This window comes from Kocuria rhizosphaericola (genome assembly GCF_044462205.1).
Lineage (GTDB): Bacteria > Actinomycetota > Actinomycetes > Actinomycetales > Micrococcaceae > Kocuria > Kocuria rhizosphaericola.
On the sequence record NZ_JBISWK010000112.1, the window covers coordinates 1 to 19,317 of the forward strand.

At 73.7% G+C, this 19,317-nt stretch carries 17 protein-coding genes and 1 pseudogene; 10 read left to right on the top strand and 8 right to left on the bottom strand.

Annotated elements, in window-relative coordinates:
• Positions 1–10: 10 nt before the first annotated feature.
• Positions 11–1,096 carry an inositol-3-phosphate synthase gene (locus ACH9D2_RS11185; protein ID WP_396362874.1) on the top strand — a complete coding sequence of 362 codons (1,086 nt, stop codon included), beginning with the start codon at positions 11–13 and terminating at the stop codon, positions 1,094–1,096.
• Between the two features lie 78 nt (positions 1,097–1,174).
• On the opposite strand, the gene ACH9D2_RS11190 is transcribed toward ACH9D2_RS11185, so the two are convergent.
• Positions 1,175–1,963 carry a phosphatase gene (locus ACH9D2_RS11190; RefSeq protein WP_396362902.1) on the bottom strand — a complete coding sequence of 263 codons (789 nt, stop codon included), beginning with the start codon at positions 1,961–1,963 and terminating at the stop codon, positions 1,175–1,177.
• On the bottom strand, positions 1,960–3,252 hold the full coding sequence (locus tag ACH9D2_RS11195; RefSeq protein ID WP_396362903.1) for a glycosyltransferase: 1,293 nt from the start codon (positions 3,250–3,252) through the stop codon (positions 1,960–1,962). Before ACH9D2_RS11195 ends, ACH9D2_RS11190 begins: the two co-directional genes overlap by 4 nt.
• 117 nt (positions 3,253–3,369) lie before the next feature.
• Here ACH9D2_RS11195 and alr point away from each other — a divergent pair, with 117 nt between their 5' ends.
• The 5 genes from alr to tsaD all read left to right on the top strand — a co-directional run bounded on the left by alr (position 3,370) and on the right by tsaD (position 7,573).
• A complete protein-coding gene (gene alr / locus ACH9D2_RS11200) occupies positions 3,370–4,626 on the top strand; it encodes an alanine racemase (RefSeq protein WP_396362904.1) in 1,257 nt (418 codons plus the stop codon).
• Positions 4,623–5,207 carry a tRNA (adenosine(37)-N6)-threonylcarbamoyltransferase complex ATPase subunit type 1 TsaE gene (gene tsaE, locus ACH9D2_RS11205; protein WP_396362905.1) on the top strand — a complete coding sequence of 195 codons (585 nt, stop codon included), beginning with the start codon at positions 4,623–4,625 and terminating at the stop codon, positions 5,205–5,207. Before alr ends, tsaE begins: the two co-directional genes overlap by 4 nt.
• 67 nt (positions 5,208–5,274) lie before the next feature.
• A complete protein-coding gene (gene tsaB, locus ACH9D2_RS11210) occupies positions 5,275–5,952 on the top strand; it encodes a tRNA (adenosine(37)-N6)-threonylcarbamoyltransferase complex dimerization subunit type 1 TsaB (RefSeq protein ID WP_396362906.1) in 678 nt (225 codons plus the stop codon).
• Positions 5,953–5,990: 38 nt separating this feature from the next.
• Positions 5,991–6,479 carry a ribosomal protein S18-alanine N-acetyltransferase gene (gene rimI / locus ACH9D2_RS11215; RefSeq protein WP_396362916.1) on the top strand — a complete coding sequence of 163 codons (489 nt, stop codon included), beginning with the start codon at positions 5,991–5,993 and terminating at the stop codon, positions 6,477–6,479.
• A complete protein-coding gene (gene tsaD, locus ACH9D2_RS11220) occupies positions 6,476–7,573 on the top strand; it encodes a tRNA (adenosine(37)-N6)-threonylcarbamoyltransferase complex transferase subunit TsaD (RefSeq protein WP_396362907.1) in 1,098 nt (365 codons plus the stop codon). The genes rimI and tsaD overlap by 4 nt, the downstream gene beginning before the upstream one ends.
• 31 nt (positions 7,574–7,604) lie before the next feature.
• On the opposite strand, the gene ACH9D2_RS11225 is transcribed toward tsaD, so the two are convergent.
• The 6 genes from ACH9D2_RS11225 to ACH9D2_RS11250 form a co-directional block, all read right to left on the bottom strand.
• Entirely contained in the window at positions 7,605–8,750 is a 1,146-nt protein-coding gene (locus ACH9D2_RS11225; RefSeq protein WP_396362908.1) for a glutamate--cysteine ligase, read from the bottom strand.
• Positions 8,751–8,821: 71 nt separating this feature from the next.
• Entirely contained in the window at positions 8,822–10,105 is a 1,284-nt protein-coding gene (locus ACH9D2_RS11230; protein ID WP_396362909.1) for a THUMP-like domain-containing protein, read from the bottom strand.
• A 29-nt stretch (positions 10,106–10,134) separates the two neighbouring features.
• Positions 10,135–10,893, bottom strand: coding sequence for an iron ABC transporter ATP-binding protein (locus tag ACH9D2_RS11235; RefSeq protein ID WP_396362910.1), 759 nt, complete (start codon positions 10,891–10,893; stop codon positions 10,135–10,137).
• Between the two features lie 13 nt (positions 10,894–10,906).
• The gene (locus ACH9D2_RS11240; RefSeq protein ID WP_396362911.1) at positions 10,907–11,923 is read right to left on the bottom strand and encodes an iron chelate uptake ABC transporter family permease subunit; all 1,017 of its coding nucleotides are present in this window, start codon (positions 11,921–11,923) and stop codon (positions 10,907–10,909) included.
• Positions 11,920–13,008, bottom strand: coding sequence for an iron chelate uptake ABC transporter family permease subunit (locus ACH9D2_RS11245; protein ID WP_396362912.1), 1,089 nt, complete (start codon positions 13,006–13,008; stop codon positions 11,920–11,922). Before ACH9D2_RS11245 ends, ACH9D2_RS11240 begins: the two co-directional genes overlap by 4 nt.
• 131 nt (positions 13,009–13,139) lie before the next feature.
• On the bottom strand, positions 13,140–14,111 hold the full coding sequence (locus ACH9D2_RS11250) for an ABC transporter substrate-binding protein (protein WP_396362913.1): 972 nt from the start codon (positions 14,109–14,111) through the stop codon (positions 13,140–13,142).
• Positions 14,112–14,540: 429 nt separating this feature from the next.
• Here ACH9D2_RS11250 and groES point away from each other — a divergent pair, with 429 nt between their 5' ends.
• The 4 genes and pseudogenes from groES to ACH9D2_RS11270 all read left to right on the top strand — a co-directional run.
• Positions 14,541–14,837: a co-chaperone GroES gene (gene groES, locus ACH9D2_RS11255; protein WP_047801805.1), complete on the top strand. Its 297-nt coding sequence runs from the start codon at positions 14,541–14,543 to the stop codon at positions 14,835–14,837.
• 150 nt (positions 14,838–14,987) lie between these two features.
• Complete coding sequence (gene groL / locus ACH9D2_RS11260; RefSeq protein WP_396362914.1) at positions 14,988–16,589, top strand: chaperonin GroEL; 1,602 nt, start codon at positions 14,988–14,990, stop codon at positions 16,587–16,589.
• 158 nt (positions 16,590–16,747) lie between these two features.
• Positions 16,748–18,817 (top strand): SGNH hydrolase domain-containing protein, encoded by a 2,070-nt coding sequence (locus tag ACH9D2_RS11265; RefSeq protein WP_396362915.1) that lies wholly within the window; start codon positions 16,748–16,750, stop codon positions 18,815–18,817.
• A 192-nt stretch (positions 18,818–19,009) separates the two neighbouring features.
• A pseudogene (locus ACH9D2_RS11270) lies at positions 19,010–19,317 on the top strand (acyltransferase family protein); the annotation flags it as partial.

The following is a 19,317-nucleotide window of genomic DNA, read 5'->3' on the forward strand; positions in this document are numbered from 1 at the left end:
AAGGAGTCCCGTGTCCCACCATCCCATTCGCGTGGCCGTCGCCGGTGTCGGCAACTGCGCCTCGTCGCTGATCCAGGGCGTGCACTTCTACGCCGACGCCGATCCGGGCGCCACCGTGCCCGGTCTGATGCACGTGGTCCTCGGCGACTACCACGTGTCCGACATCGAGTTCGTGGCCGCCTTCGACGTCGACGCCGCCAAGGTCGGGGTCGATCTGTGCGAGGCGATCACCGCCGGGCAGAACAACACCATGGTCTTCGCCGAGGTCGGCCACACCGGGGTCACCGTCCAGCGCGGGCCCACCCTGGACGGGCTCGGGTCCTACTACCGGGAGGTGGTCGAGGAGTCCACCGAGCCCCCGGTGGACGTGGCCCAGGCGCTGAAGGACGCGCAGGTGGACGTGCTGGTGTCCTATCTGCCGGTGGGCTCGGAGGAAGCCGACCGGTTCTACGCCCAGGCCGCGATCGAGGCGGGGGTGGCCTTCGTCAACGCCCTGCCGGTGTTCATCGCCTCCGACCCGGTGTGGGCGGGCAAGTTCACCGCCGCCGGGGTGCCGATCGTCGGTGATGACATCAAGTCCCAGATCGGGGCGACGATCACCCACCGGGTGCTGGCAAAGCTGTTCGAGGACCGCGGCTACGTGCTGGACCGCACCTACCAGCTCAACGTGGGCGGGAACATGGACTTCATGAACATGCTCGAGCGCACCCGGCTGGAGTCCAAGAAGATCTCCAAGACCCAGGCGGTGACCTCCAACGTGGAGAAGGAGTTCGGGACCAAGGACGTGCACATCGGTCCCTCGGACCACGTGCCGTGGCTGGAGGACCGGAAGTTCGCCTTCGTGCGCCTGGAGGGCCACGGTTTCGGCAACGCCCCGATCTCGCTGGAGTACAAGCTGGAGGTGTGGGACTCGCCGAACTCGGCCGGGGTGATCATCGACGCGATCCGGGCGGCGAAGATCGGGGCGGACCGCGGGATCGGGGGTCCGCTGACCTCGGCCTCGGCGTACTTCATGAAGTCCCCGCACGAGCAGCAGCCCGACGACGTGGCCAGGGCCAACCTGGAGGCCTTCATCCGCGGCGAGCGCGAACGCTGAGCCCCTCGCCCGCAGACCCCCGCACCGTCCGCGGTGCGGGGGTCTGCGCGTCCCGGGAGCGCTGCGCGCCGGGAGCGCTCAGATGTAGTCCGCCAGGCCGGCGCGGTGGAGCACGAACGCGGTGACCGGCTCGTAGACGCGCGGCGGGAGGTTGTCGTCGAGCGGCACGGCGACCTCGATCTGGCCCTGCGCCTCGGCCACGAACACGCCGGGGTCGTTGCAGTCCGCGACCGCGAGGGTCCGCAGTCCCCGGGAGCCGGCCGCCCCGGCGAGGCCGTGGTCGGCGACCACCAGGTCGGGCGGGTTCTGCCCGTCGCGGCGCAGCTTCTCCAGGGTCAGGGACATGGGCCCGGGGAAGTGGGTGTGCCGCAGCCCGCCGTACTGCTCGACCATCACGACGCTCTCGATCTGCCGGACGTCGCCGTCCTCGAAGGGAAAGCCGTCCGGGACCTGCACCACGTGCGCGCCCGCGCGGCGGGCCACCCGGGCCAGGTGCGCGTAGACCGGGAACAGGCCGGCCGGGTGGCCGGTGGCGAAGAGCACGCGGCCGCCGCCGGAGACCACCTCGCCGAGCACCCGTGCGTAGCGCTCCAGCGCGGCGACGGCCCGCTCCGCGGAGATCATGTCCTGGCCCTCGACGTGCGCCGGGTCGGGGGAGATGCCGACGCGGTCCCGCATGAGCGCGAACACGTCGTCGAAGGTCCACTCCCGGGTGCGCACCACGCCCATGTGCTGGTGCTGGTCGCCGTCGAGGAAGCCCTGGATGTTGCGCAGGTTCGCCTCGCGGGGCGTCGCCACCGCTCCGGTGATGCGGTGGTCGTCGAGGTGGCGGGTGAGGTCTGCGGGGGAGAGCGGGGGAGTCGTCACCGTTCGAGTGTATTCAGGCGCCGGCCGCTACCGTCGCGTACCCCCGCCCGGGCCCGCGTGCGGGCGTAGACCTCCGCCGTGGACAGGGCCGTACGCTCCCAGGAGTGGCCCTGGGCGCGCCGGGCGGCCGCCTCGCCCATGCGCTCCAGCGCGTCCGGGTCCCCGGCGAGCGCCACCACGGCGCGCGCCCATGAGCCGGGGTCGCGGTCGGGCACGAGCCGGCCGGTGAGACCGTCGAGCACCGCGGTGCGCAGCCCGTCGACGTCCGTGGCGAGCACCGGCGTGCCGCAGGCCTGGGCCTCCAGGGCCACGAGACCGAACGTCTCGGACGAGGACGGGACGGCCACGACGTCGGCGCGGCGCATCCGGGCCGCGAGCTGCGGGGTGGGCAGGGCCGGTCCGAAGCGCACCGCGTCCTCCAGGCCGAGCTCCCGCACGCGCTCCCGCAGCGCGGACGTGAAGCAGCGGGTGCCGACCCCCACGACGTCCAGCTCCACGGGCAGGCCGGGGTCCGTCTCCCGGATCCGCGCGAGCGCGTCGACGAGCACGTGCGGGCCCTTGAGGGCCTGCAGGCGGCCGGCGAACAGGATCCGCAGCGGGCGGCCGGGCGTGCCGGGGGGCCGCTCGTCGGTGCGGCGGGGCTCTCCGGGGGCGGCGTCCGGGGTGAAGGCCGAGAGATCGACGCCGGGGGTGATCACGGTCAGCCGTGCCGCGTCCGCGTCGTAGAACTCGATCATCTGCAGCGCCTCGGTCCGGGTGTTGACCACCGTGGCCTCGGCCCGGGCGATCAGCTCGGCCTCGGCCTCCGCCCGGGAGGCCGGCTCGAGGCCCTCACCGGTCCGGGCGCGCAGGTTCTTCCCGAGCGCCGTGGTGTGCAGGGTCAGCACGAGGGGGACCCCCCAGCCGTCGGCGAGCTCCCGGCCGGCGGCGCCGGAGAGCCAGTAGTGGGCGTGCACCACGCCGGGCCGGTCGGCCGCCGCGCGGAGCACGTCCGCGAAGGCCGAGGTGAACCCCGGGAGGTCCTCCTTGCTCGCCCCGGCGGCACCGGGCAGGGAGACGGTGAGCAGCCGCAGCCCGGCACGGATGCGGGTGCTCCGCACGCCCGCGGGGGACGGGGCGCCGGCGCCCCGGTCGAGGGTGGCCATGTCCACGGTGTGGCCGGCGTCCACGAGGGCCTCGGCGAGGTGGCGGACGTAGACGTTCATCCCGCCCGCGTCACCCGACCCCGGTTGCTCGAGGGGACTGGTGTGCAGGCTGATCAGCAGGACGTGGCGGGGCGCGGCGGACACGGCTCAACTCTAGCGTCCGGCCGCAGGAGCTCCAGAGGACCCGGGTGCCCGCCCGCGGCGGCGCGCCCCGGTCCGGGCGCCCGCCCCGGCGCCGGCGGTGGCGGGCCCGGTGCGAGAATGGGAGCCGTGAACCGTGCTGATCCCGTCCCCACCGCCTCGTCCGGCGGCGCCTTCCCCCCTCCTCCCCGGTGCGAGCGCAGCGCCGTGGTCGACCTCGCCGCCGTCCGCGCCAACGTGCACCGGCTCCGGGCCCTCGCCGCCCCCGCCCGGCTGATGGCCGTGGTCAAGGCGGACGCCTACGGCCACGGCGCGGTGCCCGTGGCCCGCGCGGTCCTCGAGGCGGGCGCGGACGCCCTGGGCGTCGCCCACGTCGTCGAGGCCCTGGCGCTGCGGTCCGCGGGGATCGGCGCCCCCGTGCTCGCGTGGCTGCACACCGTCGACACGGACTTCCGGGCGGCGCTGGCCGCCGACGTCGAGCTGGGCGTCAGCGGGTGGGAGCTGGCCCCGATCGCGGAGGCCGCCCGCACGCTCGGGACGGTCGCCCGGATCCACCTCAAGATCGACACGGGCCTTGGCCGCAACGGCGCGCCGGAGGCCCTCTGGCCCGAGCTCGTGCGGGCGGCCGCGCAGGCCGAGGCGGAGGGGGTCGTGCAGGTCGTGGGCGTCTTCACCCACCTGGCCGTCGCCGACGAGCCCTCCCGGCCCGAGACCCGGGAGCAGCTCGAGCGCTTCCGCGCGGCCGTGGACACGGCCCGGGCCGCCGGGCTCCGGCCCGCCCTGCGGCACGCGGCGAACTCGCCGGGTCTCCTCGGCGCCGCCGCGCTCGAGCGCCCCGAGGACATGCTCCTGGACATGGTCCGGGTGGGGGTCTCCCTCTACGGGCTCTCCCCGTTCGCCGACCGCACCCCGGAGCAGCTCGGCCTCGTGCCCGCCATGACCCTGCGGAGCACGGTCAGCGCGGTCAAGGAGGTGCCGGCGGGGCAGGGCGTCTCCTACGGGCTGAGCTACGTCACCGACCGGCCCACCACCCTGGTGCTCGTCCCGCTCGGCTACGCGGACGGTGTCCCGCGCACCGGGACCGGCGGACCGGTGCGGATCCAGGGCCGCACCTACCCCGAGGTCGGCCGGGTCGCGATGGACCAGATCGTCGTGGACCTCGGCGAGCCGGGGCGGTCCGCCCCCGAGCACGGGCTGCTCGGGGCGGAGGCCGTGCTGTTCGGTGCGGGGGAGGACCCCTCGGCGAGCGCGTGGGCGGACGCCGCGGGCACCATCAACTACGAGATCGTCACCCGCGTCTCGTCCCGCGTGCCCCGGGTGCACCTGCACGCCACGGGGGACCGGGGGAGCGCGGGCCAGGGAGAGGAGCAGTCATGAGCGAGTGGACGCGGACCGTGACGGTGGACGGGCCCGGGCGGACCCAGGACCTGGCCGAGCGGCTGGGCGGGCAGCTGCGCGCCGGGGACCTGCTGGTCCTCACCGGCGAGCTCGGCGCGGGCAAGACCACCTTCACCCAGGGCCTGGGCCGGGGCCTCGGAGTGCGCGAGGGGATCATCTCCCCCACGTTCGTGCTGGTCCGCCGCCACCCCAACGTCCCGGACGGGCCCCGGCCCGGCGGCCCGGACCTGGTGCACGTGGACGCCTACCGGCTGGGCTCCGCGGCGGAGGTCGACGACATCGACCTGGAGGACACGGCGGACACGGCCGTCACGGTGGTCGAGTGGGGCACCGGGAAGGTCGAGCACCTGGCGGAGTCCCGCCTCGAGATCGTGCTGGAGCGCGCCGTGGGCGCCGATCCCCTCGGCCCCGGCGCGCCCTCCGGGCCGGCGGAGGACCCGCACGGCGCGGACGAGCACCCGGTGGACCGCGGGGACGAGGACGACGACGCCGAGCCCCGCCGCATCACGCTCACCGGGATCGGCCCGCGCTGGGCGGGCGGTCCGCCGCGACTGGACTGAACCGGGTCGAGGAGCCCGGCCCGTCCCGGGCCGGGCGGCGTCCCGGGGCGGGCACTACACTGGTCGGGTGCTCCTCCTGTGCCTGGACTCCTCCGCCGTCGCCTCCGCCGCCCTCGTGACCGGCGCCGGCGAGGTCCTCGGCTCCTTCGCGAGCCCGGACACCCGCTCCCACGCCGAGGTCCTGGCCCCCGCGGTCCGCGACCTGCTGGCCGGCCACGGCGTCCGGGGCGGCGACCTCGACGGGGTCCTCGTCGGCACCGGTCCCGGGCCCTTCACCGGGCTGCGCGCGGGGATCGCGACGGCGCGGGCGCTCGCCTTCGCCTGGGACGTCCCGCTGCACGGGCTCGTGAGCCTCGAGGCCCTCGCCCAGGACGCGGCCGGGCACGCCGGGGCGGCCGGGCACGAGGAGTTCCTCGTGCTCACCGACGCCCGGCGCAAGGAGGTCTACTGGGCCCGCTTCGCCCTGGCGGAGGACGGCCCGCGGCCGTCCGGGGGCCCCGGTGTGGCCGCCGCGGAGCAGCTCCCGGCGCTGCCGGCCTACGGCCGCGGGGCGGGGATCTACGCGGACCGGCTGGCCCGTCCCGTGCCGGAGTTCGCCGCGGCGCAGCCCACGGCGTCGTCCCTGGGCCTCGCCGCCGCGCGCCGCACGGCCCGCGGGGAGGCGCTGTCCCCGGACACGACCCCGCTGTACCTGCGCGAGTCCGACGCGAAGGTCCCCGGCCCCCGGAAGCGGGCCGGCGCGTGAGCGCGGCACCCGGGCGGGGCTCCTGGACGCTGCGCCGGATGGTGCCCGCGGACGTCGCGGCGGTGCACGCGCTCGAGCGGCGGCTCTTCCCCGTGGACGCCTGGCCGCTGGAGATGTTCTCCGCGGAGCTGGCCCAGCCCGTCTGCTGGTACTGGGTGGCGGAGCAGGACGGCGAGATCGTCGGCTACGCGGGGCTGATGTGCATCCGCCCCGTGGGCGACGTGCAGACCATCGCGGTGCTCCCCGAGCACGAGGGCCGCGGGATCGGCTCCGCCCTGCTGCGCACCCTGCACGACCAGGCCCGGGAGCTCGGCGCCACCGAGGTGCTGCTCGAGGTCCGCGCCGACAACCCGCGCGCCCAGCAGCTCTACCGCCGCTTCGGCTACGAGCAGATCCACACCCGCCCCCGCTACTACCGGGACGGCGCCGACGCGCTGATCATGCGTCTCGACCTCGCCGCGCCGGACGCACCCGCCGGCGGGCGGACACCGACCGCCCCGAGCGCCCCCACGGAGGAGACCCCATGACCGACGGACCGCTCGTGCTGGGCATCGAGTCCTCGTGCGACGAGACCGGCGTGGGGATCGTGCGGGGACGCACCCTGCTCGCCAACGTGGTGTCCTCCTCGATGGACGAGCACGTGCGCTTCGGCGGCGTGATCCCCGAGATCGCCTCCCGCGCCCACCTCGACGCGATCGTCCCTGCCCTGCGCGAGGCCCTGGACCGGGCGGGCGTGGGCCTCGAGGACCTCGACGCGCTCGCGGTGACCTCCGGACCCGGGCTGGCCGGGGCCCTCATGGTGGGCGTGGCCGCCGCGAAGGCCCTCGCCGTGGCCACGGGCAAGCCCCTCTACGCCATCAACCACCTCGTGGCGCACGTCAGCGTGGGCCTGCTCGAGGACTCCGGGATCGAGGGCTTCCAGGGTGCCTTCGACGACGGCCTGCCCCGCGACCTCGGGGCGCTGCTGGTCTCCGGCGGGCACACCGAGATCCTCGCCGTCGACGACCTCGGCCGGGACGTGCGCCTGCTCGGGGCCACGATCGACGACGCGGCCGGCGAGGCCTACGACAAGGTGGCTCGGGTCCTCGGCCTGGACTACCCCGGGGGCCCCGCCATCGACGCCGCCGCCCGGGACGGCGACCCCGCCGCCTTCCGCCTCCCCCGCGGGCTCAGCGCGGGCAAGTACATGGGCTCCGCCGAGCGGCCCGGCCCGCACCGCTACGACTTCTCCTTCTCCGGGCTCAAGACCGCCGTGGCCCGGGTCGTCGAGGGCTACGAGGCGCGGGGCGAGCCGGTGCCGGTCGCCGACGTCGCGGCGTCCTTCCAGGAGTCGGTGGCCGACGTCGTCACCCGCAAGGCCGTGCTCGCGTGCACCGAGCAGGGGCTCGGCACGCTGCTGCTCGGCGGGGGAGTGGCCGCGAACTCCCGGCTGCGCGAGCTCACCGCGGAGCGCTGCGCCGAGCACGGGATCGAGCTGGTGATCCCCCGGCTGCCGCTGTGCACGGACAACGGGGCCATGGTCGCCGCGCTCGCCGCCCGGGTGGTGGCCGAGGGCCGTGCGCCCTCCGGGCTGGACTTCGCCGCCGACTCGTCCCTGCCGGTCACCACCGTCTCGGTCTGAGCGGGCCCGCCGGGCGCTCGTGCCCGGCGGGTCAGTCGTTCTCGCGGGTGCGGCGGACGATGTCGAGGGCGACCGCGTGCAGGTCCCCGTCGTGCTCCCGGGCGACCGCGCGCTGGCGCTGGTAGCCGGCGCCCTGCTGCAGGATCCGCTCCACGTCGGCGAGCTCCCGCGAGCAGCCCAGCTCCGCGGCCACGGGCTCCAGCCGGTCGAGCAGCGCGGTCAGGTCCTCGCGCAGGTCCCGCTCGATGTTGCGCGGATCGGTGATGACCTCCGCGTCCAGTCCGTAGCGGGCCGCCCGCCACTTGTTCTCCTGGATGTGCCACGGCTTGAGGCGGACCGGCGGGCGTCCCGCCTCCACGTCCCGGGAGATGGACTCCGCGAGGCACTGGGTGAGCGCCGTGAGCGCACCGACCTCCCACAGGGTCGAGAGCCCGTCGCAGAAGCGGACCTCGTCGGTGCCCAGCCGGGGCACGGGGCGCACGTCCCAGCGGGCCTCGCTCAGCTCCTCGATGATGCCGGTGGAGATCATGTCCGTGATGCACTGCTCGTACGCGTCCCAGGACGGGAAGTGGTACGGCAGCCCCGCCGTGGACAGCTGCTGGAAGATCATGGAGCGCTGGGACGCGTAGCCGGTGTCCTCGCCCGCCCAGAAGGGCGAGTTCGCCGACAGGGCGAGCAGGTGCGGGTAGTAGGTCAGCAGCCCGTCGAGCACCGGCAGCGCCTTCGCCCGCGAGTCCAGGCCCACGTGGACGTGCACCCCGTAGATGACCATCTGCCGGCCCCAGTACTGGGCGCGGTCCACGAGCTTGTGGTAGCGCTGCTTGTCGGTGACCTGCTGGTCCTGCCAGCGCGCGAAGGGGTGGGTGCCGGCGGCGAAGACCTCGAGCCCCTGCGGGTCGGTGACCCTGCGGATCTCGTCCATCATGGTGGACAGCTGCTCGGTGGAGTGGGCGACGTCCCGGCACACCCCGGTGACCAGCTCGATGGTGTTCAGCAGGAACTCCCCGGTGAGGTGCGGGTGGTCGCCGTCCGTGCCCCAGTCGGGGTGGGCGTCCAGGACCGCCTCGAACGTCTCCCGGCCGCGGGGCACGAGATCCCCCGTGGCGCCGTCCACGAGGGCGATCTCCCACTCGACGCCCAGCGTCGACTGGTGGGAGCGGGCGAACGAGATCTCCACGCGGCAGGTCCTCCGTGCTCTTGCAGGGGCGGGCCCCCGGTCGGGAGCGGGCCGGGCGGCCCGCGGAGCCATCAGTCTACGGTTTCCACGACCATCACGACGCGCTTCTCCGCGGGTCCCGCACCGGTCCGTTCCGGCCCGCCCGGGGCGGGGCCCGGGGCCGTCCTGGTGACCACGAGCGTGGCCCGTCCGGGGCCCTTCGGCGCGAGCTGGCGGCGCAGCTGCTCCGGGGTCACGTCCGTGCCGCGCTTCTTGATCTCGAGCGTGCCGACCTCGTGCTCCCGGACCCACCGCTTGAGCACCTTGACGGTGTGCGGCAGCACCTCCCGCACGCGGTACACCCGGGCCAGCGGGGTGCGCACGAGCTCGTCGGAGGTGAGGTAGGCGATCCTGGGGTGGACCAGCCGCGCCCCCAGCTGACGGGCGAGGTCCGTGACGAGGCCCGCGCGGATCACCGCGCCGTCCGGCTCGTAGAGGTACGCGCCGACGGGCCCCGTCACCGCGTCGGCGTGGGCGGGGTCGTGGTCCTCCGGGCTGGTGAGCTCCGCGGACCCGTGCTCGGAGAGCACGAGCGCCGCGCGCCGCACACCGGGGCGGGCCACCGCGTTGAACCACAGCACGACCTCGACCACGTCGCCCCGGTCGGAGACCCACTGCGCCTCGCACCCGGCGGGGACCGCCTCGTGCGGGATGCCCGGCCCCAGCTTCACCCCGACGGGCAGGCCGCGCCCGGCCAGCTCCTCGACGAACGACAGGGGCGGGGAGAACGCCTCGGGGTCGAAGATCCGCCGGGTGCCGGACGACGACGTCGTGCGCCGGGCCGGGTCCAGCCACACCCCGTCCGGCGGCCCGGCGGGCAGGGCGGCGAGGTCCAGGGACGCCACGTCGGCGTGCAGGACCGTGGCCTCGGGGAACGGGGCGAGGTTGAGGGTGGCGACCGCGGCCGTGGTCTCGTCGAGCTCCACGGCGGTGACCCGGCGGTCGAGGGAGGCCAGCGCGAGCGCGTCCGCGCCGATGCCGCAGCCGAGGTCGGCCACGTGCTCGAGGCCCGCCCCGGCGAAGCGCCGCGCGTGCAGGGCGGCCACCCGCAGCCGGGTGGCCTGCTCGAGGCCGGCCCGGGTGAAGAGCATGCGGCCGGCGAAGTCCCCGAACTTCTCCCGCGCCCTGGCCCGCAGCTTCGCCTGGCTCAGGGCCGCGGAGACGAGCTCCGGGGCGTGCCCCTCGGCGCGCAGCCGGGACGCGGTGCGCAGCACCTCGGCCTCGTCGTAGGGGCCCAGGGACTCGAGCAGGGCCATGCCCTGCCGGGTCAGCAGCGGGGCGATCTCGCGGGGGTCGGCGGGGGACTCGGGGTTCATGGGTGCCGTTCGGTTCGGTTCGGGTCGGATCAGACGAAGTAGATGCCGATGCGGTGGCCGTCGACCTCCTCCACGCGGATGTCGATGCCGTAGATCTCCCGCAGCACGTCCGGGCGCATGATCTCCTCGGGCGTGCCGTGGTGCAGGAGGGCGCCGTCCTTCATGGCCATGATCCGGTCGGAGTAGCAGGACGCGAAGTTGATGTCGTGGATGACGAGCACCACGGTCCTGCCGAAGTCGTGGGCCATCTGCCGCAGCAGGCGCATCATCTCCACCGCGTGCTTCATGTCGAGGTTGTTGAGCGGCTCGTCGAGCAGCACGTAGTCGGTGTCCTGGGCGATGACCATGGCGATGAACGCCCGCTGCCGCTGCCCGCCGGAGAGCTCGTCGACGTAGCGGTCGGCGAGTCCCTCGAGCTGGAGGTAGCGCAGCGCCCGCTCGACGTGCTCCCGGTCCGAAGCGGTGTGCCGGCCCTTGCTGTGCGGGTGGCGGCCGAAGGCCACGAGGTCCCGGACGCTCAGCCGGACCGTCAGGTTGTTCTCCTGGCGCAGGATGGACAGCTTGCGGGCCAGCTGGTCCGAGGGGGTGTTCAGGACGTCGAGGTCGTCCACGAACACGGTGCCCTCGTCCATGGGCAGCAGCCGCGCGGCCATGGACAGCAGGGTCGACTTCCCGGCGCCGTTGGCGCCGATGATCGAGATGATCCCGCCCGCCTCGATGGTCCCCGAGACGCCGTCGACGACGGTCTGCGTCCCGTACCTCTTGGTGAGGCCGGTCAGTTCGATCACGGTGCGCTCCTTGTCACTTGATGGATCCCCGCAGCAGCATCACGAGGAACAGCAGTCCCCCGGCGAACTCGATCACGATGCTCAGCGCGGTGTCGAAGGCGAGGACCTGCTCGAGGAGCACCTGACCGCCCACGAGCGCGATGATCCCCAGCAGCACGGCCATGGGCAGCACGTGCCGGTGGCGGAAGGTCCGGCACAGTGCGTAGGCGAGGTTGGCCACGATGAGCCCGAAGAACGTGATGGGCCCGACCAGCGCGGTGCAGACGCCCACGAGCACGGAGCAGACCACCAGCACGGCGGTGACCACCCGGGTGTGGTCGACGCCGAGGCTGATCGCCGTGTCCCGGCCCAGGGCCAGGACGTCGAGGTGGCGGCGGAAGGCCAGCGCCACGAGGGAGACCAGCCCGACGAGCAGCGCGGACAGGCGCAGGAGGCCCGTGTCCACGTTGCCGAACGAGGCGAACATCGCGTCCTGGAGGACGACGAACTCGCTGGGCTCGAGCAGCCGCTGCAGCAGCGAGGAGATCCCGCGGAAGACGGTACCGAAGACGATGCCGACGAGCAGCACCAGGTGCAGGGACTTCCCGGAGCCGGTGAACAGCCAGCGGTAGATCAGCCAGCTGAACGCGACCATGAGCGCGAGCTCGAGCGCGAACTTCGCGCCGTCCCCCAGGGCCACCACGCCGACGGAACCCACGAAGAAGACGAGGAGCGTCTGGATCAGCAGGTACAGCGCGTCGAAGCCCATGATGGACGGCGTGAGGATGCGGTTGCTCGTGATCGTCTGGAACAGCACCGTGGACACGCCCACGGCGTAGGCCACGAGGACCATGGTCAGCACCCGGTTGACCCGGCGGGGCAGGACGTAGCCGAGGTCGCCGCTCAGGTCCACGGTCAGGTAGAGGCCGACCGCTGCGGCGGCCAGGGCGGCGAGGATCCCGATCCAGGCGCCGGGGGACAGGGGGGTGCGCGTCCGCCGGGGTCCGTGGGCGGCGAGGGCGGGGGGCAGGGCGGAGGTCCTGGTGCTCACCGGTGGCGTCCCCTCAGCAGCATGGTGAGGAACAGGGCGCCGCCGACGACGGCGACGATGGTGCCCACCGGGACCTCGTACGGATAGCGGATCACCCGGGCGACGACGTCGCACGCCAGCACGAAGCCGGCGCCGAAGACGGCGACCCAGGGCACGGTGCGGCGGGAGTTGTCCCCGACGAGCATGGACACCAGGTTGGGCACGACGAGCCCCAGGAAGGGGATCGAACCGACGGTGACCACGACCACGGCCGAGATCAGGGCCACGAGGGTCATGCCCAGGGCCATGACCTTCCGGTGGTCGATGCCCAGGTTGGTGGTGAACTCGTGGCCCATGCCCGCCACGGTGAACCGGTCGGCGGCGACGTAGCCCACGACCGTCAGCGCCAGCACCAGCCACAGCAGCTCGTAGCGGCCCCGCAGGACGCCGGAGAAGTCGCCGAGCATCCAGGCGTTGAGGGTCTGCAGGAGGTCGAACCGGTAGGCGAAGAACGTGGTGACGGAGGCGATGACGTTGCCGAGCATGATCCCCACGAGCGGCACCAGCAGGGTGCTGCGCAGGGGGATGCGCTGGAGCACGAGCAGGAACAGGGCGGTCCCGGCGACGGCGAACACGGAGGCCGAGCCCATCTTCAGCAGGAGCGGCGCCGAGGGCAGGAGCAGGGTCACGACGAGCAGGCCGGCCTGCGCCGACTCGACGGTGCCCACGGTGGAGGGCTCCACGAACTTGTTGCGGACCATGAGCTGCATGATCAGCCCCGCCACGGACAGGGCCAGGCCTGCCAGGACGACCGAGGCGGTGCGGGGGAAGCGGGAGACCGCGATGATCTCCATCGAGCTCCGGAAGCCGTCGAGGTCCCCGGTGGCGAGCTGGTTCCACAGGGACCACGGGGTGACATCGAGGACCCCGACGAAGGTGCTGACGACCGCCAGGACCAGCACGAGGGCGCCCGCGGCGGCGAGCCGGCGGGCGTTGGCCCGCGCGGACGCCCCGGGGGGCACCGGGGTGGAGCCCTCCGGCGGCGGCGCCGCCGGCACGGGGCCGGCGATCGCGGGAGGCGGTGCGGGGGGCACGACGGTGCTCATCGTCTCGTGCTGGTCATCGGGGGACCTTCCGGTTCTGGGGACGGCCGCGGTCGCGGTCCGGCGCGGTCCCGGGTGCTCCGCGCGGTCGCCGTGCGGAGCACCCGGGAGTCGTGCTCGACCGGGTCGGCGGATCAGGAGAGGGATTCCTGGACCTCGGCGATCATGGCGGGGAAGTTGTCCAGGCCGAATCCGACCAGGTACCAGCTCGCGCTGTCCACGTAGGTGATCCGGTCCTGCTGGGCGGCGGTGGTGCCGTCGACGAGCTCGTTGTCGAGCACCTGCTGGGCGGCCTCGCCGCCGGACTGGCCGATGGCGGTGTCGCGGTCCAGCACGAAGAGGTGGTCGGGGTCCGCGTCGGCGACGGCCTCGAAGGAGACGGCCTCGCCGTGGGTGCCCTCGGCCTGGACGTCGGCGGCGGACCCGAAGCCCAGCAGGTCGAAGACGATGTTGCCGAAGCGTGACTCCGGGCCGTAGGCGTTGACCTCCCCGGCGCTGGTCAGCAGGAACATCGCGGTGCCGGCCTCGGCGGTCCGGGCCTTCGCCTCCTCGACCTGCTCCTCGATGGCGGTCAGCCGCTCCGCGACCTCGGCCTCCTTGCCGAAGATCTCGCCGAGGGTCCGGGACTGCTCGGTGAAGGAGGTCAGCGCGTCGGTCTGGTCGAGCGAGAGGTCCACGGTGGGAGCGATCTCGGCGAGCTCGTCGTAGAAGTCGGCGGTCCGCCCGGAGATGATGATCAGGTCCGGGGCGGCCTCGGCGACGGCCTCGAGGTCCGGTTCCTTCATGGACCCGGCGTTGACGTACTCGTCCGACCGGTACTCGGAGAACTGCTCGGGCAGGCTGCCGCCCCGGGGCAGGCCCTGGACGTCCTCGTCCAGGGCCCGCATCGAGTCGAGGACCCCGAGGTCGAAGGTGATGACGTTCTCCGGGTCCACGGGGACGTCCGTGGTGCCCTGCGCGTGCTCCACGCTGACGGTCCCGGTCGAGGCGGCGCCCGGCGCGTCCCCGCCGGTGGTCGCCGCGCCGGAGGTCGAGCAGCCCGCCAGGGCCAGGACCGAGGCGGCGGTCAGCAGGGCGGTGGAGCGGTGTGGGGCAGTGCGGTTCATGGTCTTCCTTCGTGCAGAGGACGCCGGTGTGCTCCGGGGCGGAGGGCACCGGCGGGATCCGGTGGGCGCGACGGACCCCCACTCAGGCGTGGGGGTCGTCGAGGAGGGCACCGCTGCTCGGCCGAGGTAAGGGTTGCCTTACCGATGAACCTAGAGCGTCGGATGGGAGTGAGGCAAATCATTGGGGAACACCGGTGTGACCTAATTCGGTCCGCACGGATCCCGGGGGGCGGCGCGCTGGCACTCGCCTTGACCGACTGCCAGCCCCCTCCTACAGTTGGCCTTGGCACTCTCCGGGTGAGGGTGCTAAGGGCCAGGCGATCGATCGGCACCGCGACGACGGTCGGTGCGCCGACCGGCCCGAAGCTCGACGGCGGGCTCCGCCCGCGGTCGCCCACCGTTTTCCACCCCTACAGACAAGGAGAGATCGTGTCGGTCTCCATCAAGCCTCTCGAGGATCGCATCGTCGTTCAGCCGCTCGCCGCTGAGCAGACCACCGCGTCCGGTCTCGTCATCCCGGACACCGCCAAGGAGAAGCCCCAGGAGGGCAAGGTCCTGGCCGTCGGACCCGGTCGTGTCGACGACTCCGGCAACCGCATCCCGGTCGACGTCAAGGAGGGCGACGTCGTGATCTTCTCCAAGTACGGCGGGACCGAGGTCAAGTACAACGGCGAGGAGTACCTGGTGCTCCCCGCCCGCGACGTGCTCGCCGTCGTCGAGAAGTAGACCGGGCGCACCGACCCGGCGCAGACCGCGCAGTCCTGACGAAGGGTGCCTGCCGCACACGCCCCGCGGGGCCCGCGGCGGGCACCCTTCGCCGATCCTGATCCCCGAACCCCGCTGGCGACCCCAGCCACCCAGAAGGAGCCATAGTCCATGGCCAAGCAGCTGGCATTCGACGATGCCGCACGCAAGTCCCTCGAGAACGGCGTCAACAAGCTCGCCGACACCGTCAAGGTCACCCTCGGCCCGCGCGGGCGCAACGTGGTGCTCGACAAGAAGTGGGGCGCCCCCACGATCACCAACGACGGCGTGACCATCGCCCGCGAGGTCGAGCTCGACGACCCCTACGAGAACCTCGGGGCCCAGCTCGCCAAGGAGGTGGCGACCAAGACCAACGACGTCGCCGGCGACGGCACCACCACCGCCACCGTGCTGGCCCAGGCGCTCGTCAAGGAGGGCCTGCGCAACGTGGCCGCCGGCGCCGACCCGCTGAGCCTCAAGCGCGGCATCGAGAAGGCCGTCGAGGCCGTGGCCGCGCGCCTGCTCGAGAACGCCCGCCCCGTGGAGGGCGCCAACGTCGCCCACGTGGCGACCATCTCGGCGCAGGACCCGGCGATCGGCGAGCTCATCGCCCGGGCCTTCGAGACCGTCGGCAAGGACGGCGTCATCACGATCGAGGACGGCTCGAGCACCGAGGTCGAGCTCGACGTCACCGAGGGCATGCAGTTCGACAAGGGCTACCTCTCCCCGTCCTTCGTGACCGACACCGAGCGCCAGGAAGCGGTCATGGAGAACTCCCTGGTGCTGCTGTACCAGGGCAAGATCTCCTCCGTGCCGGAGCTCATGCCCGTCCTGGAGAAGGCGCTCCAGGCCAAGAAGCCGCTGACCATCATCGCCGAGGACGTCGAGGGCGAGGCCCTCTCCACCCTCGTGGTCAACAAGCTGCGCGGCACCCTCGACGTCGTGGCCCTCAAGGCCCCCGGCTTCGGCGACCGCCGCAAGGCGATCCTGCAGGACCTCGCGGTCCTCACCGGCGGCCAGCTCATCACCACCGAGCTGGGCATCAGCCTCGACCAGGTCACCCTGGAGCAGCTGGGCACCGCCCGCCGCGTCACGGTCACCAAGAACACCACCACCCTGGTCGACGGCGGCGGCACCGAGGCCGAGATCCAGGACCGGGTCGCCACGATCCGCGCCGAGTCCGAGCGCACCGACTCCGAGTGGGACCGCGAGAAGCTGCAGGAGCGCCTCGCCCGCCTGGCCGGCGGCGTCTCGGTCATCAAGGTCGGCGCGGCCACCGAGGTGGAGGCGAAGGAGCGCAAGCACCGCATCGAGGACGCCGTGTCCTCGACGCGCGCGGCCCTCGAGCAGGGCATCGTCTCCGGCGGCGGCACCGCTCTCGTGCAGGCCGCGAAGGTCCTCGACGAGTCCGACCTCGGGCTCACCGGCGACGCCGCGACCGCCCTCGGCATCGTCCGCCGCGCCCTGCGGCAGCCGCTGTACTGGATCGCCCAGAACGCCGGCCAGGACGGGGCCGTGGTCGCCTCCCGGGTGGCCGAGCTCGAGGCCGGCCACGGCTACGACGCCGCCACCGGCGAGTACGTCGAGATGGTCGGCGCGGGCATCATCGACCCGGTCAAGGTCACCCGCTCGGCGCTGCAGAACGCCGCGTCCATCGCGGCGCTCGTGCTGACCACCGAGACGCTCGTGACGGACAAGCCGGCCGACGACGACGGGCACGGCCACCAGCACTGACCCGGCCCGCCCCGCGGACCCGTCCCACCACGGTGGGGCGGGTCCGTCGCCGTCCCCGGGGTCCGCCCCGGGGCCTCCGGTAGAGTGCGGGGGTCCGCCCGACCGCTGCCGCGCCCCTCCGCGGCACGGTGTGCCCAGGAGATGCCCAGGAGATGCCCATGACGAGCCCCCCCGAGCAGGACGCGCCCGCCGGCGTCGGGACGGCCACGGTCCGGCGGGTGGCCCGGTACGCGGGGTTCCGCCCCGAGGTGCAGGGGCTGCGGTTCGTGGCGGTGCTGCTCGTGGTGGTCTATCACGTGTTCCTGGACCGGGTGTCGGGGGGCGTGGACGTCTTCCTGCTGATCTCGGCGTTCTTTCTCACGCTGTCCTTCGTGCGCAAGCTCGAGGCGGGACGGCCCCTGGCGCTGGGACGGTACTGGCTGCACGTGTTCAAGCGGCTGCTGCCCCTGGCGGTGCTCACGATCCTGGGCACCCTGGTGCTGGCGTGGTGGTTCTTCCCGGAGGCGCGGATCGACCGGGTGCGCACGGAGGCGCTGGCCTCGGTGCTCTACGTGGAGAACTGGGCGCTCGCGCTCGCCGAGGTGGACTACTACGCGGCCGACGACTCCACGGCCTCGCCGTTCCAGCACTTCTGGTCCCTGTCGGTGCAGGGGCAGGTGTTCCTGCTGTGGCCGCTGGTGTTCGGGGCGGCGTGGCTGCTGTGCCGGCGCGGCCGGTGGCGGCCGGTGCCGGTGCTGGCGGTGTTCTTCGGGCTGGTCTTCGCGGCCTCCCTGGCGTGGTCGGTGTACACGACGGCCACGAACCAGGCCTTCGCCTACTTCGACACCCGGGCCCGGCTGTGGGAGTTCGCCCTGGGCTCGCTGCTGGCCCTGGCGGTGCCGTACCTGAACCCGCCGCGCACCGCACGGGTGGTGCTGGGCTGGGCGGGAATGCTGAGCATGGTCTCGGTGGGGATGCTGGTCGACGTGCAGGGGGCGTTCCCGGGGTGGATCGCGCTGTGGCCGCTGCTCTCGGCGGCGGCGGTCATCGTGGCCGGCGGGTCCGGCTCGCCCTTCGGCCTGGACCGGGTGCTGGCCTCGCGGCCGCTGGTGCGGCTGGGGGACGCCTCCTACGCGCTGTACCTGGTGCACTGGCCGCTGCTGATCACGTACCTGGTGCTGCGGGACCGGCCGGTGGCCGGGCCGCGCTCGGGGGTGGTGATCATCGTGGTCTCGCTGGTGCTGGCGGTGCTCGCCACGAAACTGGTGGAGCGCCCGTTCCAGCGGTGGGCGTGGCCGGAGCGGGACAAGCGACGGCTGGCGGTGTCGGTGGGAGTGAGCCTGGCGCTGGTGGCGGTGCCGGTGCTGGTGTGGCAGCAGGTCGACGCGCGGCGGGCGGCGGTGCTCGCGGAGGAGGCGGCCCGCAACAGTCCGGGGGCCGCGGTGCTGGACCCGGGCTTCGAGTTCCGGGGGGACCCGGAGGCACCCACCCTGCCCCTGGCCTCCGCGCTGGGCGAGGAGTGGGTGGGACTGCCCGAGCCCTGCTCCGGGGAGTTCGCCCCCGAGCAGGAGGTGCTCGAGCCGTTCTGCCGCCAGACCCCCGCCCTGCCGGATCCCGAGCGCACGATCGCGGTGGTCGGCAACTCCCACATGGAGCAGTTCATGGGCGCGGTGATCCCCATCGCGGAGGAGCGCAACTGGCAGCTCGTCGCCGTCCTCCAGCCGGGCTGCGCCTTCGCGGTGCGCCCGGAGGGGGACGCGTGCCACGAGGGCAACGACGCGGCGATCGAGTACGTGGAGCGGCTCGCGCCGGACGCGGTCATGACGACCTCGACCTACGCCGCCCGCATGGACGGATCCGCCGAGGCCCTGGTCGGCGGGTTCCCGGAACTGGTCGACCGCCTCACGGGCCAGGGCATCGACGTCGTCGGCTTCCGGGACAACCCACGGTTCGACTTCAACCCCTACGAGTGCGCCGAGCGCCACGGCCAGGACGCCGAACGGTGCCGCGTGCCCGTCGAGCAGGTGCTGGCCCCCGTCAACCCGGCCGACGCCCTCCAGGACCGGAGCGGGTTCACCTCGCTCGACCTCACCGACCTCATCTGCCCGGACGGGCTGTGCCGCCCCGTGGTGGGCAACGCGTACGTCTTCTTCGACCCGCACCACCTCACGTGGACCTACGCACGGACGATGGCGCCGGCCCTCGAGGAGCGGCTCCCCGGCGCGCTCCTGCAGGGGCCGTCCTCGTGAGCCCGGGGCGGACCGGCGCCCCGCGCCGGGCGCCGGGGACACCGGCCCGCGACGCGTCCGCCGGCGCGGCGACGGTCGTGCGATAGGGTCGCGACGGGCGCCCCCCGCCCAGCCCCCCAGTTCTTCCTCCCCCCGTTCCCCCTCCCGGCGTCGCCCCGCGGCCGCGCCGGGGCCGCCCCTGGAGGTGCCCCCGTGGCCACTGTGCACGCCACCGCTCCCCAACCGTCCACCGGGACCTCCGCCAGCCGGGACGCGGCGCAGCGGCGGGGAAGCCGGTATTCGGGGTTCCGCCCCGAGGTGCAGGGCCTGCGGGCGGTGGCGGTGCTGCTCGTGGTGGTCTACCACGTGTTCCTCGGCCGGGTGTCGGGGGGCGTGGACGTCTTCCTGCTGATCTCGGCGTTCTTCCTCACGCTGTCCTTCGTGCGCAAGCTCGAGGCGGGACGGCCCCTGGCGCTGGGACGGTACTGGCTGCACGTGTTCAAGCGGCTGCTGCCCCTGGC

Coding starts and splice junctions, on each gene's coding strand:
- alr (WP_396362904.1), top strand. CDS start 3,370: ATGGGAGCCGTGAACCGTGCTGATCCCGTCCCCACCGCCTCGTCCGGC.
- tsaE (WP_396362905.1), top strand. CDS start 4,623: ATGAGCGAGTGGACGCGGACCGTGACGGTGGACGGGCCCGGGCGGACC.
- rimI (WP_396362916.1), top strand. CDS start 5,991: ATGGTGCCCGCGGACGTCGCGGCGGTGCACGCGCTCGAGCGGCGGCTC.
- tsaD (WP_396362907.1), top strand. CDS start 6,476: ATGACCGACGGACCGCTCGTGCTGGGCATCGAGTCCTCGTGCGACGAG.
- ACH9D2_RS11230 (WP_396362909.1), bottom strand. CDS start 10,105: ATGAACCCCGAGTCCCCCGCCGACCCCCGCGAGATCGCCCCGCTGCTG.
- ACH9D2_RS11245 (WP_396362912.1), bottom strand. CDS start 13,008: ATGAGCACCGTCGTGCCCCCCGCACCGCCTCCCGCGATCGCCGGCCCC.
- ACH9D2_RS11250 (WP_396362913.1), bottom strand. CDS start 14,111: ATGAACCGCACTGCCCCACACCGCTCCACCGCCCTGCTGACCGCCGCC.
- groL (WP_396362914.1), top strand. CDS start 14,988: ATGGCCAAGCAGCTGGCATTCGACGATGCCGCACGCAAGTCCCTCGAG.
- ACH9D2_RS11265 (WP_396362915.1), top strand. CDS start 16,748: ATGACGAGCCCCCCCGAGCAGGACGCGCCCGCCGGCGTCGGGACGGCC.